The sequence below is a fragment of the Actinomycetota bacterium genome, from assembly GCA_035765775.1.
Classification (GTDB): domain Bacteria; phylum Actinomycetota; class CADDZG01; order JAHWKV01; family JAOPZY01; genus DASTWV01.
In genome coordinates this window covers 1-15434 of the sequence record DASTWV010000062.1, presented here as the reverse complement: position 1 = coordinate 15434, position 15434 = coordinate 1, and the positions used below count along the sequence as shown (strand labels likewise).

Annotated in this window: 22 protein-coding genes and 1 pseudogene; all 23 read right to left on the bottom strand. The window is 71.2% G+C overall.

Going from position 1 to position 15434, the window contains the following annotated elements:
• Positions 1-4 precede the first annotated feature (4 nt).
• Positions 5-1054, bottom strand: coding sequence for an aminoglycoside phosphotransferase family protein (locus VFW71_16715; protein HEU5004402.1), 1050 nt, complete (start codon positions 1052-1054; stop codon positions 5-7).
• Positions 1035-2363 (bottom strand): hypothetical protein, encoded by a 1329-nt coding sequence (locus tag VFW71_16710; protein ID HEU5004401.1) that lies wholly within the window; start codon positions 2361-2363, stop codon positions 1035-1037. Before VFW71_16710 ends, VFW71_16715 begins: the two co-directional genes overlap by 20 nt.
• Before the next feature lie 345 nt (positions 2364-2708).
• Positions 2709-4238: a hypothetical protein gene (locus VFW71_16705; GenBank protein HEU5004400.1), complete on the bottom strand. Its 1530-nt coding sequence runs from the start codon at positions 4236-4238 to the stop codon at positions 2709-2711.
• A gap of 267 nt (positions 4239-4505) precedes the next feature.
• Complete coding sequence (gene map / locus VFW71_16700) at positions 4506-5276, bottom strand: type I methionyl aminopeptidase (protein HEU5004399.1); 771 nt, start codon at positions 5274-5276, stop codon at positions 4506-4508.
• Entirely contained in the window at positions 5273-5956 is a 684-nt protein-coding gene (locus VFW71_16695) for an adenylate kinase (protein ID HEU5004398.1), read from the bottom strand. Before VFW71_16695 ends, map begins: the two co-directional genes overlap by 4 nt.
• 4 nt (positions 5957-5960) lie before the next feature.
• A complete protein-coding gene (gene secY, locus VFW71_16690; GenBank protein ID HEU5004397.1) occupies positions 5961-7247 on the bottom strand; it encodes a preprotein translocase subunit SecY in 1287 nt (428 codons plus the stop codon).
• 27 nt (positions 7248-7274) lie between these two features.
• Complete coding sequence (gene rplO, locus VFW71_16685; GenBank protein ID HEU5004396.1) at positions 7275-7760, bottom strand: 50S ribosomal protein L15; 486 nt, start codon at positions 7758-7760, stop codon at positions 7275-7277.
• Positions 7757-7975, bottom strand: a complete 219-nt coding sequence (gene rpmD, locus VFW71_16680) for a 50S ribosomal protein L30 (GenBank protein ID HEU5004395.1) — start codon at positions 7973-7975, stop codon at positions 7757-7759. The genes rplO and rpmD overlap by 4 nt, the downstream gene beginning before the upstream one ends.
• Positions 7976-8000: 25 nt before the next feature.
• Complete coding sequence (gene rpsE / locus VFW71_16675) at positions 8001-8669, bottom strand: 30S ribosomal protein S5 (GenBank protein HEU5004394.1); 669 nt, start codon at positions 8667-8669, stop codon at positions 8001-8003.
• Positions 8670-8673: 4 nt separating this feature from the next.
• Positions 8674-9030 carry a 50S ribosomal protein L18 gene (rplR, locus tag VFW71_16670; protein HEU5004393.1) on the bottom strand — a complete coding sequence of 119 codons (357 nt, stop codon included), beginning with the start codon at positions 9028-9030 and terminating at the stop codon, positions 8674-8676.
• Positions 9027-9563 carry a 50S ribosomal protein L6 gene (gene rplF, locus VFW71_16665; protein HEU5004392.1) on the bottom strand — a complete coding sequence of 179 codons (537 nt, stop codon included), beginning with the start codon at positions 9561-9563 and terminating at the stop codon, positions 9027-9029. The genes rplR and rplF overlap by 4 nt, the downstream gene beginning before the upstream one ends.
• An 18-nt stretch (positions 9564-9581) precedes the next feature.
• Positions 9582-9983, bottom strand: coding sequence for a 30S ribosomal protein S8 (rpsH, locus tag VFW71_16660; GenBank protein HEU5004391.1), 402 nt, complete (start codon positions 9981-9983; stop codon positions 9582-9584).
• A 9-nt stretch (positions 9984-9992) separates the two neighbouring features.
• On the bottom strand, positions 9993-10178 hold the full coding sequence (locus VFW71_16655; protein ID HEU5004390.1) for a type Z 30S ribosomal protein S14: 186 nt from the start codon (positions 10176-10178) through the stop codon (positions 9993-9995).
• Between the two features lie 69 nt (positions 10179-10247).
• Positions 10248-10817 carry a 50S ribosomal protein L5 gene (gene rplE, locus VFW71_16650; GenBank protein ID HEU5004389.1) on the bottom strand — a complete coding sequence of 190 codons (570 nt, stop codon included), beginning with the start codon at positions 10815-10817 and terminating at the stop codon, positions 10248-10250.
• On the bottom strand, positions 10817-11140 hold the full coding sequence (gene rplX / locus VFW71_16645; GenBank protein ID HEU5004388.1) for a 50S ribosomal protein L24: 324 nt from the start codon (positions 11138-11140) through the stop codon (positions 10817-10819). The genes rplE and rplX overlap by 1 nt, the downstream gene beginning before the upstream one ends.
• A complete protein-coding gene (gene rplN / locus VFW71_16640) occupies positions 11140-11508 on the bottom strand; it encodes a 50S ribosomal protein L14 (protein HEU5004387.1) in 369 nt (122 codons plus the stop codon). Before rplN ends, rplX begins: the two co-directional genes overlap by 1 nt.
• A gap of 10 nt (positions 11509-11518) precedes the next feature.
• On the bottom strand, positions 11519-11803 hold the full coding sequence (gene rpsQ, locus VFW71_16635; protein HEU5004386.1) for a 30S ribosomal protein S17: 285 nt from the start codon (positions 11801-11803) through the stop codon (positions 11519-11521).
• The gene (gene rpmC, locus VFW71_16630; GenBank protein ID HEU5004385.1) at positions 11796-12194 is read right to left on the bottom strand and encodes a 50S ribosomal protein L29; all 399 of its coding nucleotides are present in this window, start codon (positions 12192-12194) and stop codon (positions 11796-11798) included. Before rpmC ends, rpsQ begins: the two co-directional genes overlap by 8 nt.
• Positions 12191-12619 (bottom strand): 50S ribosomal protein L16, encoded by a 429-nt coding sequence (gene rplP, locus VFW71_16625; protein HEU5004384.1) that lies wholly within the window; start codon positions 12617-12619, stop codon positions 12191-12193. Before rplP ends, rpmC begins: the two co-directional genes overlap by 4 nt.
• Complete coding sequence (rpsC, locus tag VFW71_16620; protein HEU5004383.1) at positions 12612-13769, bottom strand: 30S ribosomal protein S3; 1158 nt, start codon at positions 13767-13769, stop codon at positions 12612-12614. The genes rplP and rpsC overlap by 8 nt, the downstream gene beginning before the upstream one ends.
• Positions 13770-13941: 172 nt before the next feature.
• A pseudogene (gene rplV, locus VFW71_16615) lies at positions 13942-14346 on the bottom strand (50S ribosomal protein L22).
• Complete coding sequence (gene rpsS, locus VFW71_16610; protein ID HEU5004382.1) at positions 14346-14630, bottom strand: 30S ribosomal protein S19; 285 nt, start codon at positions 14628-14630, stop codon at positions 14346-14348. Before rpsS ends, rplV begins: the two are co-directional and overlap by 1 nt.
• Before the next feature lie 6 nt (positions 14631-14636).
• Positions 14637-15434: 50S ribosomal protein L2 (gene rplB, locus VFW71_16605; protein ID HEU5004381.1), on the bottom strand; the 798-nt coding region annotated here is incomplete at its 5' end.

Genomic DNA, 15434 nt, shown 5'->3' with positions numbered 1-15434 from the left:
CGCGTCAGACCCGGCGCAGCACCGGTTCCAGGTTGCGCCCGGTCCAGACCCAGTTGCGGGCGTCGCCCGGGTGCTGCAGCAGGTTGTAGGCCACGTGGCGCAACCACACCAGCAGCAGGACATCCCGGCCCGGGCCTGCCTCGCCCGGGGCGATGACGCCACCGGCCTCCAGGACGGCGGTCTCCGGTGCGGTCCAGGCGGCCCCCTCCAGAAGGGCGGCCACCACCGGGCCGAACTCACGGCCGGTCGCCCGCATCCGGGCCTGGATCAGCAGGTAGCACAGGTCCTGGGCGGGCAGCTCCTGCGGCGCTGCCCACTCCCAGTCGATGATGCCGGTCACCGCCAGGGTGACCGGTTCGAAGAGCACGTTGGCGGGCCAGAAGTCGCCGTGCACCCAGGAGACCACCGCCTCGCGGCCCTCCCAGGCTCCCCGGAGCAGCGTGCCCAGGCGCTCCAGGAGCGCCGGCTGGCGCACCGCCGGGGACAGCGCCGCGACCCGTTCGTCCACCCAGCGGCCGAGCAGGTCGGCGCCGACAACCACCGGCTCACCGGTCGCCCGGTGCCAGTCCGTGATGACCGCAGCCGCCGAACCGGCGAGGGCCTGGTTGGCGCCGGCACCGGTCATAAGTGCATCGCCGGGCACCCCGGGGATGGCCTCCTCGGCCACAAAGCCGCGCCCGCCGACCGTGCCTTGGGCCAGGCGGCGGGGGATCCGGAAGGGGCCGGGCAGGCCGGCGAGTGCCTCCAGGACCGTCCCCTCCCGGGCTTGGCTGGCGAGGCCATCGGCCGTGGCGGGCACCTTCAGCACGGCGACGGGGGCGCCGCCCTGGGGGCCGACCATCATGACCACCACCTGGGTACCGGAGAGGGCCGAGCGCAGCACCACCCAGCCCTCGGCGGGCAGGCCGCTCTGGCGGGCGACCTCGGTCAGGATGGCCGGGACGAGCGCCGGGGCCGATGCCAGGGCTTCCCGCCCCACCCGGGCCCGGCGCACGCGGCCCTGGACGAGCCCGAATCCCCGCGACAGGGGGACGCTAGCCTTCGGCTTGGCCATCGTCGGCGCCCCGGAGCGGGCGACCGGAGCGGCGCCGGGCATAGGCCCGCCAGATCCGGTTGGTCGCCTCGATGCGCACCTCGTCCGGGGTCCCCTCGGCGGGCACCACCTCGGCGTGCGGCAGGCGCCCGGCCAGGGCCAGGTACTGGTCCCGGAGGCGCCCGAGCCGGCCGGGATCCTCGTCCGGGCGCCGGCGCGCCGCCACCTCGGAGGGCACGTCGAGCACCAGGGTCAGCTGCGGCCCGGGGGCGGAGTGGGCGAGGAACCCGAAGAAGACCCGCTTGGCCGCCACCAGGGGGGGCTCGGGCGGGAGCAGGGCGTCGTACACGTGCCGGTCGAAGATCACGATGCGCCCCCGGGCCCGGTGGTAGCGGCTCTCCAGGTAGCGGCGCCAGACTTTGAGCGGGCGCTTGGCGGTGGCGAGGCCGGCCTGTGCGATCGACCGTTCTTGGCCCTCCTCGCCCTGCCACAGCCCCATGTACACCAGCCGGGCAGGCACCCCGAGGTGCTCGACCAAGCCGCTCGACAGCGTCGACTTCCCCGACCCGTCCGGCCCCAGCAGCGCCACGCTGAAGCCCCGGCCACGCCGCATGCGGGCGGCGGTGGCCCCCAGGCGGCCGACCCCCTGGGCGAAGCCCGTCGCCCGGCTGGCGACCGGATGCCGGGCGGCGGCCCGGCGGGGGATCTCGGCCCCGAGGGCCACCAGGGCGTCCCACTCCCCGTTCCTGGCCGCCCCGATAACCCGGGCGGCATCCCAGCCGGGTGGGCACGCCAGACCGACCCGGCGCCCGATCTGGCCGCCCGGCGTGGCCTCGGCGGCCAGCTCCATCAGGCGTCCCCGGTGGCGTTCGGCCACGGCCCGCTTGTCCACGATGCAGTGCAGGAGGAGCGTCCAGAAGGCGTCGTCGGGGTCCAGCACCCAGACCCCGCCCACCTGCCGGCGCCGAGCGAGGCACCCCGGGCCGGCGTGGGTCCGCAGGGCGGGGAGCAGCCAGTTGACCAGGAAGCTGGCCTGGGGACCGTAGTCGAGGTCCGGCTCGGCGTCGAGCTCGATCCAGCGGTCCGTCCCCGGGTCGTAGCCGAAGAAGAGCCGATGGGAGCCCCCCCAGCGCTCCACGGGGACGATGGCCAGCGGGGCGAGAGCCGACTGCATGCGGTCGAGATCCTCGGGCGCCACAAGCAGATCCACATCGCCGGAGGGATCGGCGAGGCGGGCCTCACCCCGGAGGAGGGCCCAGCGCACCCCGGCCTCGTCGAGAGCGCCGAAGGCGGCACGTAGGAGCGGGTGGATGGGTGCGGGCGCGCTCATAGGGATTCCATTGTTATCGGCATTGCGCCCTGCGGGCCGGAACCAGCGCCCTGCGGGCCGGACCCAGTGCCCTGCGGGCCGGACCCGGGCCCGGGCCGGGCGAGCTGGGGTCGGTCGAGTTTCCCTCGAAGGGGATGAACCCGTCCGTGGCGACCGGGAATGATGCTTCTATAGATAGTCAAGCCGCAGGGGCGACCGGTTGCGGGGTTTTGGGCAGCAGGGCTGCGAAGGGCGCCGCCGTCAACATCATTTCGAGGGACATTTGTCCCACTGCCCGGGACGAATGTCCCCGACCTCAGCGGACTCGGAGCGGGACCGGGGCCGGGCGGGCGGAAGGGCGGCGAGCTAGCGGCCCGACCTCCACGGCCGCCGGAGGCGCCGGGCGCAGCGCAGCCACACCGGCGCCGGCAGGGCGGCGTAGGCCCGCCAAACCTGGGCGGTGACCTCCCGGCGCAGGCGGTCCTCGCCCGAGCGGGCCTCCACGCACAGGGCGTCCGGGAGCCGCAGGGCGAGGTCAAGGTATTGCCGCCGGCGCACCGCAAAGGGCACCTCCACGCCGCCCGGTCCCCGGGTGCGCCGGGGCCGCAGGGCCGCCGGGGCGTCCAGGATGACCGCGAGGTCGGGGGCCGGGCAGGCCCGCCCAAGCACGATGCGCTGGAGCCGGCCCAGACCCCGCACCGGGGTGAGGGGCGGGATGCGGGCGTCATAGGTGTAGCGGTCGAACAGGACCAGGCGCCCCTTGGCCCGCCGGAGCGAGCCTGACGCCCAGCGACGCCAGAAGGTGGTCAGGGTGCGCAGGAATCCCGCCCGGGTGAGGCGCCGGCTCCGCCCTGGCCGGCGGGGAGCCGCGCCCATGCGGATGTAGCTCACCGGCAGGTAGAAGGTCTCCCCGAGTTCGCTGGCGAGGACCCCTTTCAAGGCGGGGTCGGGCGCCAGGAGTGCCACGGACAGGCCCCGGGAGCCGCTCAGCAACCCCCCCAGCAGCCGCCGTGCCCCCACCCGGGAGGCGAAGCGTGCCCCTGCGCCACGCCGGCGGGCGGCCCAGGTGCGGGAGGCGAGCCACTCCGACTCGACCGTGGGTGCGAGGCGGGCCAGGACGTCCCACTCGCCCTCCCACACGCAGTCCACCAGGTGCTGGGGCTCCCAGCCCGCCGGGAGGAAGCCGCCGATGAGGCGGGCGATGGGGCTGTCGGTGCGGGCCTCCACCACGAGGCGCTCAAGCCGGCTGAAGGCCAGCGGGTCCGGGGAGGCGGGTAGGGGCACACCGGGTGGGTGGTCCAGCAGCATGCCGACCAGCAGCGTCCAGAAGGCATCGTCCTGGTTGAGGAGGAAGACGCCGCCCTCCCAGCGCCGCCGCTCCAGGCAGCCCCGCTCGGCGCCGGTCTCCAGGGTGGCGAACGGGCCGTAGGCCAGGCGGGTGACGAGGAGCAGCGTGACCCAGCAGTCGCTCTTGGGGTTGTAGCCCACGAAGCGGTGGGTGCCCTCGCCCTGGGGGGCGCGCTGGGCGCCCTCCCGGGGCTGGTCCCAGATCGGCACGGCGGCGAAGCCGTTCGCCCGCAGGATCCGCTTGGCGCTGCCGAGCGCCGGCGGGTCCACGAGGGCGGTCACCACTTCCTCCCGCAGACCCCGGGGGTCCCGGGATCCCTCGGGCAGACCCAGCAGGCACCACCGCACGCCGGCCTGCTCGAAGTCCCGGAACACCGGCCCGCACAGTGGATCGACCGGAAAGATGGCCGGAGCGAGGCGGATGGATGGCTCGCGGGCCACAGCTGAATTAACACCGAGGGCCGCCGCCCCCGAGACCGCATCGGCTACCCCGAGATCCTCAGGGAAGACCAGCTCCAGCGGGTCAACGTCGTCGACTTGGTCCATCACACGTGGGGAAGCTCGGGGAAGCTCGTGCTGCGGCCGTAATTACAGGGGCACGAAGCTTACCTCTTCGCGAGGTCGAATTTCCTGTTCGCCCCACCGTGCGCCCGCAGACAGGCCCGCGACGCCGCGGCCGCTCCACAAGCGCGGGAGAAAGCCCTTCGATTCGGCCGTGGTGAACCGGGCGCCCGCCGGAGCCGGTCGACTTAAGCGGCTCGCCCCACGGGCGTCATGTTTGCGAACATCTATTGATATCTGGCATGCCCGCCGCGGCTAGCGGCTCACCGAGGAGGATGCCGGCAGCCGGGTGAGCACCAGCGGCCCGGCCGGGGTGACGGCCACCGTGTGCTCGAAGTGCGCCGACAGGCTGCCATCGGCGGTCACCACGGTCCACCCGTCGTCCAGGGTGCGGGTACGCCAGCCGCCCACGTTGACCATCGGCTCGATGGCGAACACCATGCCGGGCTCGATCAGCGGCCCCCGGCCGGGCGGGCCGAAGTTCGGGATCTGGGGGTCTTCGTGCAGGTCACGGCCGATCCCGTGACCGACGAACTCCTTCACCACGCTGAAACCGGCCTTCTCAACCACTCGCTGGACGGCGTGGGAGATGTCGGTCAGCCGGTTCCCGGGCCGGCACTGGGCGATGCCGGCCTCCAGGGACGCCTGGGTGGTGTCCAGCAACCGCTTGGCCTTGGCCGACACCGTCCCGATGGGGTAGGTGTAGGCGCTGTCGGCGTGCCAGCCGTCCAAAATGAGGCCGCCGTCCACCGACAGCAGGTCGCCATCCCGCAGCACGGTCCCGTCCGGGATACCGTGGACGATGACGCTGTTGGGTGAGGCGCAGATACTCCCCGGGAAGCCCCGGTAGCCGAGGAACGAGGGGACCGCCCCCCGGTCACGGATGAGGCGCTCGGCCAGGGCGTCCACTTCGAGCAGCGTGATGCCGGGGGCCAGCACCTTCGCCAGTTCAGCGATGACCTCCGCCAGCGCCTGGCCGGCGTAGAGCATCTTCTCAAGCTGTTCTGGCGTCTTCTTGCTGATCACGTAGCACCTCCCACCCCGTTGCGGTGCAGGCCCACCACCTTGGCGAGACGCTCGTAGACCTCGTCGGGCGTCCCGATGGCATCGACCTCGTCCAGGATGCCACGGGCGGCATACCAGTCGTAGAGCGGCTTGGTCTGCTTGCCGTAGACCTCCAGGCGGCGCAGGACCGCCTCTTCGGTGTCGTCGGGGCGCTGCACCAGGGGGGTGCCGTCGAGGTCGCACAAGCCGGGCACCCGGGGTGGGTTCGACCGCAGGTGGTACGTGGCGCCGTCCACCGGGCACACCAGCCGGCCGGCCAGCCGGGCGATGATCTCCGGGCCGGTGATCATGAGCTTCACGGCCTTGTCGATGGGGCGGCCCTGGGCTTCCAGCTCGGCGTCCAGCACCTTGGCCTGCTCGGTGGTGCGGGGGTAGCCGTCCAGGAGGAACCCGGGCTCGGCATCCGGCTCCGCCAGGCGATGGGCGACGATCTCGTTGGTCAGCTCATCGGGGACCAGCTCGCCCCGGTCCATGTAGGACCGCAGCCGGTCGGCCAGCGGGGACTGCTGCGTGTCCGTCGAGCTGCGCATCGCCCGGAAGATGTCGCCGGTGGCGATGTGGGCAATGCCCAGATCGGAGGCCAGGCGGCTGGTCTGGGTACCCTTCCCCGCTCCGGGCGGGCCTAGGATGACTAGGCGCACCGCATCAGGTCAGGAAGCCCTCGTAGTGACGCATCATGAGTTGCGACTCGAGCTGCTTCATCGTCTCGAGCGCCACACCGACGGTGATGAGGATGGAAGTACCGCCGAAGGGGAAGTTGGTCACCTTCAGCAGGGCGAGGGCGATGGACGGCAGGATGGCGACCGCCGCCAGGAACAGGGACCCGGGCAGCGTGATGCGGGTGAGGATGTAGTCCAAGTGCTCGGCGGTGGCCCGCCCGGGCCGGATCCCAGGGATGAACCCACCGTACTTCTTCATGTTGTCCGCCACCTCGATGGGGTTGAAGGTGATGGCCGTATAGAAGTAGGTGAAGAACACAATAAGGAGGCCGTAGAGCGCGATGTGGAAGGCGGCCCCCTGGTTGACCACGTCGTTGTTCAGGAAGTTGGTCAGCCACGTCCACGGCACGACTGTGGAGATCAGGGCCGGGAAGTACAGAACGGAGGCGGCGAAGATGATGGGGATGACCCCGGCCTGGTTCACCTTCAGGGGGATATAGGTCGAGGTGCCGCCGTAGAGTTTTCGGCCCACCACCCGCTTGGCGTACTGCACCGGGATGCGGCGCTGGCCCTGCTCGACGATGACGATGGCCACGATGATGCCGATGCCCAGCGCCAGGATCAGCGTGAACCAGCCCCAGCCCCGCTGCTGCTGGATGCCGAGGCCCTCGGAGGGGAGTTGGGCGACGATGGCGGCGAAGATCAGGATCGACATGCCGTTGCCCAGGCCGCGGGTGGTGATGAGTTCGCCGAACCACATGATCACGGCGGTGCCCGCGGTCAGCGTCAACACGATGAGCGACACCCGGGCGACGGTGAACTTCGGGATCAGGTCCACCGGGTTGCCGCTGGCGTTGGTCAGGCCACCCCGGTGGAAGAGGAACGCCAGCCCGGTGGACTGCAGGACGGCCAGGCCCACGGTCAGGTAGCGGGTCCACTGGGTGATCTTCTTCATCCCGACCTCGCCCTCTTTCTGCCAGGCCTCGAGCTTCGGGATGACCACCGCCAGGAGCTGCATGATGATGCTGGAGTTGATGTAGGGCATGATCCCCAGGGCGAACACCGCCAACTGGGTCAGGGCGCCGCCCGAGAAGAGGTTGAGGAGCCCCAGCGCCCCGCCGTTGACATTGGTCAGGCTGCGGGCGGTCTTGACATCGATGCCCGGCACCGGGATGTGGGAACCCAGGCGGTAGATGGCGATGATGGCCAGCGTGAAGAGAAGCTTCTTGCGAAGATCCGGGACCTTGACAGCGTTTACGAAGGCGTCGAGCATCTCGTCACCTTAGCCCCGTGCCGTTCCTTATCCGCTGATACCGGAGCCACCGACCCCGGCGGCGCCACGCGCCCCTTCGAGCACCTCGGTGGCCCCGCCGGCCGCCTCGATCTTGGCCACCGCGGAAGCGCTGAAGGCGTGCGCCCGCACCCGGAGCACCTTCGTGACCTCGCCATTGCCCAGCACCTTCACCGGCCCCTTCTTGCGCACGAGGCCCTTGCCCCGCAGCGTGTCGGGATCGATCAACTCGCCGGCGTCGAAGGCGTCGGCCAGCGCGCCCAGGTTGACGACGGTGAACGGCACCCGGTTCGGCGAGCGGAACCCGGGCAGCTTCGGCAGCCGCATCTGCAGGGGGATCTGCCCACCCTCGTACGTGCGGTGGATCTGCCCCCGGGCCTTGGCACCCTTGGTGCCCCGGCCCGCGGTCTTGCCGCCGTCGCCCGCCCGGCCGCGGCCGACCCGCCGGCGCGGCTTGCGGGAGCCCGGTGCGGGTGCCAGGTCGTGCAGCTTCATTGGCCTCTCCTCTTGCGGTCGCCGGGCTGGAGCCCGGTCGTCGGCTCGACGGTCACCAGGTGGGCGACCTTGGCGATCATGCCCAGGATCTCGGGCTTCTCCTCGTGGACCACCGAGGCGCCGATGTGGGTGATGCCGAGGGCGCGCAGGGTCCGTCCCTGGTCGGCATGACGGGAGACGGAACTCTTCACCTGGGTGACGCGGACGTTGGCCATGACTTACTCCTAGAGCGCTCCTCGATTATCCCTCGGCGCTGGCCGAGTGCACCGCCGGGACCGGCTTCAGCAGGTAGGCGGGCGCCACTTCCTCTACCGGCTTGCCCCGGCGCCGGGCGACATCCTCCGGGCGCTGCAGGGACCGCAGGCCGTCGATGGTGGCGTGGACGATGTTGATGGCGTTGGACGAGCCGAGCGACTTGGACAGCAGGTCCTTGATCCCGGCGGCCTCGACGACCGCCCGGACCGGGCCCCCGGCGATGACGCCGGTCCCCGGTGACGCCGGCTTCAGCATGACCACCGCGCCCGACGCCTCGCCCAGCACCTGGTGCGGGATGGTGGTGGTGATCAGGGGCACGTCGAACATCGCCTTCTTGGCGGCCTCGGAGGCCTTGGCGATGGCGGCGGGCACCTCACGGGCCTTGCCCTGGCCCACACCGACCCGGCCCTTGCCGTCGCCGACGACCACGACCGCACTGAACGAGAAGCGCCGGCCACCCTTGACCACCTTGGCCACCCGCCGGGGTCGCCCGACGATGCGCTCGATGTAGCCGGGGCGGCCCTCGTCGTCGCGCCGGGGCCCGCCGTCGCGGCGCGGACCACCGTCGCGGCGCGGCCCACCAGGCCCACCAGGGCCGTCACGCCGACCGCCGCCGGGGCCTCGGCCCCGATTGCCTGCGGGAGGTGGTGGCATGCGCTCAGAACTCCAATCCGGCGCTGCGTGCGCCATCGGCCAGGGCCTTCACGCGGCCATGGAAACGGAAACCGCCGCGGTCGAAGACCGCCGAGGTGATGCCCTGGGCCAGCGCCCGCTCGCCGAGGGCTTTGCCCACGGTACCGGCAGCCTCGACCGGCGAGCCCGCCCCGGCGGTGAGCCCCGACTCCAGGGAGGAGGCAGCGGCCAGCGTGCGCCCGGCCACGTCGTCGATGAGCTGGGCGTGGACGTGGCGGTTAGACCGGTACACCGACAGGCGCGGGCGCCCGGGCGTGCCGGAAACCTTCTTGCGCACGCGGGCGTGCCGGCGGACGCGGGCTGCGCTGGTGTTGCCGCTCACTTGGACGCCTTTCCGGCCTTCTTGCGGATCCGTTCCCCGGTGTAGCGGACGCCCTTCTGCTTGTAGGGGTCCGGCTTGCGCATGGCCCGGATCTCGGCGGCCACCTGGCCCACCTTCTCCTTGTCGGCTCCCTTGATGATGATCCGGGTAGACGACGGTACCTCGAAGGCGATGCCGTCGGGGGCCGGGTAGCGGATCGGGTGCGAGTAGCCCAGCGCCAGCTCGATGCCCTCCGGTTTGGCGATGCAGCGGTAGCCCACACCGTGGATCTCGAGGGTCTTCTCGAAGCCCTGGGTGACGCCGGTGACCATGTTGGCCACCAGGGTGCGGGTCAGCCCGTGCAGCGAGCGGTGCTCGCCCGACTCCGAGGGTCGCTCGGCCACCAGCACGTTGCCGTCGCGCCGGAAGGTGATGTCCTCGGGGAGGGTCCGCTCCAGCGACCCCTTCGGGCCGGTGACGCGGGCGAACCCAGGCTCGAGAGTCACTTCGACCCCAGTCGGGACAGTGATGGGCATGCGTCCGATCCGGCTCATCTCTTGGCTCCTAGTTGGCTACCAGACGAAGGCGAGGACTTCCCCGCCTACCCCGGCCCGGCCGGCCTCCCGGTCGGTCATGAGCCCCGACGAGGTGGACAGGATGGCAATCCCCATCCCGCCCAGCACCCTGGGCAGCTCGCTGGCCCGCGCGTGCACCCGGCCGCCCGGCTTGGAGATCCGCCGGATCCCCGCGATGGTGCGGGTACGGCCCTTGCCGTACTTCAGTCGGATGCTCAGCTCCGGGTGCCCGCTGGGGCCGGTCCGGGAAGAGTAGTCCTGGATGTACCCCTCGGACTTCAGGATCCGGGCGATGTCGAGCTTGATGCGCGACAGGGGCATGTCCACGGTGTCGTGCTCGGCGCCCTGGGCGTTGCGGATGCGGGCGAGCATGTCGGCAATGGGGTCGGTCATTGACATTGCAGGCTCCTACCAGCTCGCCTTGGTGACTCCGGGGATCTCGCCCCGGTGGGCGAGATCTCGGAAGCACAGCCGGCACATGGCGAATTTGCGCAGGTAGGCGCGCGGCCGCCCGCACCGCTTGCAGCGCTCGTATGCCCGGACCTTGTACTTCGTCGGCCTGCTGGCCTTGATGACCAGTGCTTTCTTTGCCATGTACCTCGCCCCTCTTACCCCTCTTTACCTGGCGCCGTGGTTCCGCTGTGCGCGGGACCCTAGATCCTACTAGCTGGCGCGGAACGGGAACCCGAGCGCCCGGAGCAACCCGCGCCCCGACTCGTCATCGGTTGCCGTCGTCACCAGCGTGATGTCCATGCCCCGGATGTGGCCGATCTTGTCGTAGTCGATCTCCGGGAAGATCAACTGCTCGGTCACGCCGAAGGTGTAGTTGCCCGCGCCGTCGAACCCCTTGGGCGACAGCCCGCGGAAGTCCCGGATCCTGGGGAGCGCCACCGACAGCAGCCGGTCCAGGAACTCCCACATCCGGTCGCCCCGCAGGGTCACCTTCGCCCCGATGGCCACGCCCTCGCGCAGCTTGAAACCGGCGATCGACTTGCGGGCCCGGGTCACCATCGGCTTCTGGCCGGTGATGATCCGCAGGTCGGTGACCGCCTCGTCCAGCAGCTTGGAGTCCCGCGCCGCCTCGCCCACACCCATGTTGACGACAATCTTGGTGAGGCGGGGCACCGCCATGATGTTGGCGCCGCTCTCCTGCATCAACCGGGGCCGGATGTCGTCGCGGTAGACCCGCCTCAGGCGGGCGTCGTAGGCCGGTGCTTCTACCGTGTCAGCCATCAGGAGATCTCCGTCTCGCAGCCGCGGCAGATGCGGACCTTGGTGCCGTCGTCGCCGATCGAGTAGCCGACCCGGGTGGCACCACAGCTGTTGCAGATCAGGGTGACGTTGGAGAGGTGCACGGGCAGCTCCTTGGTGACGATGCCACCCTCCTGGGCGCCCGTGCGCTGCGAGGGCCGGATCTTCTCGTGGCGCTTCACCCGGTTGACGCCCTCGACCAGCACGCGGTTGGCCTTGGGGAACACCGCGATGACGCGGCCCTCCCGGCCGGCGTCCTTCCCGGCGAGCACCGACACCCGGTCGCCCTTGCGGATCCGAGCCATTACAAAACCTCCGGTGCGAGCGAGATGATCTTCATGAAGCGCTTCTCCCTGAGCTCCCGGGCCACCGGCCCGAACACCCGGGTGCCGCGCGGGTTGTGCTGGTCGTTGATGATGACGACGGCGTTGTCGTCGAAGCGGATGTAGCTCCCGTCCGGGCGCCGCTTCTCCTTGGTGGTGCGCACCACGACCGCCTTCACCACATCCCCCTTCTTCACCGCCTGGTTGGGCATGGCGTCCTTCACGGCGCAGATGATGATGTCGCCCACAGCGGCATAGCGGCGCCGGGAACCACCCAGCACCTTGATGCACAGGACCTCCCGGGCACCGGTGTTGTCCGCCACCCGGAGGCGGGATTCTTGCTGGATCACTGGGGTTTCCTCACTTTGCGCGCTCCAGCACTTCCACCACGCGCCAATGCTTCAGCTTGGAGATCGGGCGGGTCTCCATGACGCGGACCCGGTCGCCCACCCGGACGTCGTTGGCCTCGTCATGGGCGTACAGGTTCTTCCGGCGGCGGTAGATCTTCGGGTACAGCGGGTGCCGGATGGTCTGGGTCACCTGGACGACCACCGTCTTGTCCATCCGGTCCGAGGTGACGACGCCCGTGCGGACCTTGCGCTGCCCGCGCTCCTCGCTGGATCCTTCCACGCTGCTGTCACTCATCCTCGGACTCCTCGTCGTCCTCGTCACTCGCCTCATCCTCGTCCGCCGCCTCGGCTACTTCTTCCTCATCCTCGTCCGCCCGGCCCCGGCGGCCGCGGCGCCGGCCGCGGCGCTCATCGGCTGCCGCCTCGGCGCGCTCCTCCTCCTCGGCCCGCCGCCGGCGGGACTCCTCGGCCTGCTCGGCCGTGGGCTCGTCGGAGATGCCGAGCGCCCGCTCCCGCTGCAGTGAGAGGATCCGGGCGACGTCGCGGCGCACCTGGCCCAGCCGGCCGTGGTTCTCCAGCTGCCCGGTGGCGTGCTGGAAGCGGAGGTTGAACAGCTCCTCCTTGGTCTCGTCCAGCCTGACGGCCAACTCGTCGGAGGGCATGTCACGGATCTCGGCGATCTTCACTGGCTCTCCCCCCCGGACCCTTCGCGCTTGACGAAGCGGCACTCGATGGGCAGCTTGTGGCCCGCCAGGCGCATGGCCTCGGTGGCGACCAGCTCGGGGACTCCGGCCAACTCGAACATGACCCGCCCGGGCTTCACGACCGCCACCCACCCCTCGGGGTTGCCCTTACCTGAACCCATCCGGGTCTCGGCGGGCTTCTTGGTGTACGGCTTGTCCGGGAAGATGTTGATCCAGACCTTCCCACCTCGCTTGACGTGGCGGGTGATGGCCACCCGGGCCGACTCGATCTGGCGGGCGGTGATCCAGCCCGGTTCGAGGGCCTGGAGGCCGAAGTCGCCGAAGTTGACGGTGGTCCCGCCCTTGGAGAAGCCGCGCATGCGGCCGCGGTGCTGCTTGCGGTGGCGGACGCGGCGGGGGCTAAGCACCTGACGACTCCTCCCCGGGCGGAGCGGGCGCGGCGGCGGGCGGCGCGGCTTCGGCCACCGGAGCCGGAGTGGGCTCCGCCGGAGCGGCGGGTGCGGCGGGCGGCGCGGCTTCGGCCACTGGAGCCACTGGAGCCACTGGAGCCACCGGGGCCACCGGGGCCACCGGGGCCGGCGGGGCAGCGGGGGCAGGCGGAGCGGCAGTGGGCGCCGGGGGCGCCGGGGGCGCGGCTTCGGTCACCTGAGCCGGAGTGGGCTCGGCCGGCGCGGGGGGTGCGGCAGGAGCGGACTCAACGGGCGCCGGGCCGGCGGCAGGCGTCTCGGGGGCTCGACGCGGGGCGCGCGGTTGCTGCTGGCCCGCCGGGCGCCCGGACGGCGGCTGGCGCCGGGGCCGGCCACTGGAGGGACGCTCGGCAGCCGCCGGTGCGGCGGCCTGCTCGGCCCCGCCCTCTTCGCCGGCGAGGCGCCGGCGGGCGGTGGACTCGCGCACGGGCACCACATCGCCCTTGTAGATCCAGACCTTGACGCCAATGCGGCCGAAGGTGGTGCGGGCCTCGGTGAAGCCGTAGTCGATGTCGGCCCGGAGGGTGTGCAGGGGCACCTTGCCCTCGTGGTAGCCCTCACGCCGGCTCATCTCCGCCCCGCCCAGCCGGCCGGCGCAGGAGATCTTGACCCCGAGGGCTCCCGCCTTGATGGCGGTGTTCACTGCCTTGCGCATCGCCCGGCGGAACGACACCCGGGACGAGAGCTGCTCGGCCACGGCCTGGGCCAGGAGCTGCGAATCCAGGTCGGGCGACTTCACCTCGATGATGTTGAGCTGCACCTGGATGTTGACGTCCTTGCCGGTCACCGCGCGGGCGGCCTTGGTCTCCATCTGCTCGAGGGCGGCGCGGATCTCGTCGGCCTGCACGCCCCGGCGCCCGATCACGATGCCGGGGCGGGCGGTGTGGACATCGACCCGGACGCGCTCCCGGGTGCGCTCGATCTCGATACGGCTGATGGCGGCGTGCGGCAGCAGGTTCTTCAGGTACTCCCGGACGCGGTCGTCTGCCAGGACGTACTGCCGGTACTGGTTGCCCTCGGCGTACCAGCGGGACTTCCAGTCGGTGACGATCCCGAGGCGGAACCCGTACGGATGGACCTTATGACCCACGAACTTCTCCTTTGGACTTCTTCTCGGTAGCCGTGTCAGCCTTCACGCCGCCTGCCTTGCCTGCGCCCCTGCCAGCACCCCTGCCCGCACCCTTCGGAGAACCGCCGGCCGAGCCACGCCCGGTCCGGGCGGCCGCCTCGGCCCGCAGGCGCTGCAGGCGGCTGGTCCGTGCCTCGGCGTCGCCGGCTTGCCCGGCACCGCGGCGCACCGGAGCCTCCGGCTGCCGGCGCTCGATCGTGATGTGCAGGTGGCTGGTCCGCTTGCGGATCCGGTAGGCCCGGCCCTGCGCCCGGGGGCGGAAACGCTTGAGGGTCGGCCCCTCGTCGCAGCGCACCTCCTTCACGAACAGCTCGTCGGCGGGCAGGTCGAAGTTGTGCTCGGCGTTGGCGATGGCCGCTTCCAGCACCTTCGTCAGTTCCCGGGCAGCTGCTTTCGGGGTGAAGGCGAGGATGCGCCGGGCCTCGTCCACGTGCTGGTTGCGGATCAGCGCCGCCACCTGGTTGAGCTTGGACGGGCTGATGCGCAGGTAGCGGGCACCGGCGGTGACGACACGGGAGGCTTCCTTGGCGCGGGGCATTACTTCAACCTCGAGGAGCGCTCGGTGTGGTGGCCGTGGGTACGGAAGGTGCGGGTGGGGGCGAACTCGCCCAACTTGTGGCCCACCATCGACTCGGTGACGTAGACCGGCACATGCTTGCGCCCGTCGTGCACCGCGATGGTGTGGCCCACCATATCGGGGATCAGCGTGGAGCGCCGCGACCAGGTCTTGATCACGCGCTTGTCCCCGCGCTTGTTCAGGTCGTCCACCTTCTTCAGGAGATGGTCGTCCACGAAGGGTCCCTTGCTCAGCGATCTCGGCACCGGTGTCTACCCCCCTCGCTTGGCGCCCCGGCGGCGCACGATGTGGGCATCGGAGTACTTGCCCTTCTTCCGGGTGCGGCCTTCCTTCTTGCCCCAGGGCGACGTCGGGTGCCGGCCACCGGAAGCCTTGCCCTCGCCACCGCCCATGGGGTGGTCCACCGGGTTCATGGCCACACCCCGGACGCTCGGCCGGTGCCCCTGCCAGCGGGCACGGCCCGCCTTGCCGATGGACACCAGCTCGGCCTCGGCATTGCCCACCTCGCCCACGGTCGCCCGGCAGGCCACGGGGACCAGGCGCATCTCGCCCGAGGGAAGGCGCACCGTGGCCATGGTGGTTTCCTTGGCCACCAGCTGCACGGAAGCGCCCGCCGAGCGGGCCAGCTTGGCCCCGCCGCCCTGCTTCAGCTCCACGTTGTGGATGACCGTGCCCACCGGGATGTTGCGCAGCGGCAGGGCGTTGCCCGGCCGGATCTCGGCGCCGGTCCCGCTCATCAGCTGGTCGCCCACCGCCACCTTGTCCGGGCAGATGATGTAGCGCTTCTCGCCGTCCACGTAGTGCAGCAAGGCGATGCGAGCGGTCCGGTTCGGGTCGTACTCGATCGTGGCCACCTTGGCGGGCACCCCGTCCTTGTCCCGGCGGAAGTCGATGATGCGGTACTGCTGCTTGTGGCCGCCGCCCTGGTGCCGGGTGGTGATGCGCCCGTGCGCGTTGCGGCCGGCCTTCTTCGGCTTCGGGACGGTGAGCGACCGCTCCGGCTTGGTCTTGGTCAGGCCGGAGAAGTCGGCGAACGACGCCTGGCGGCG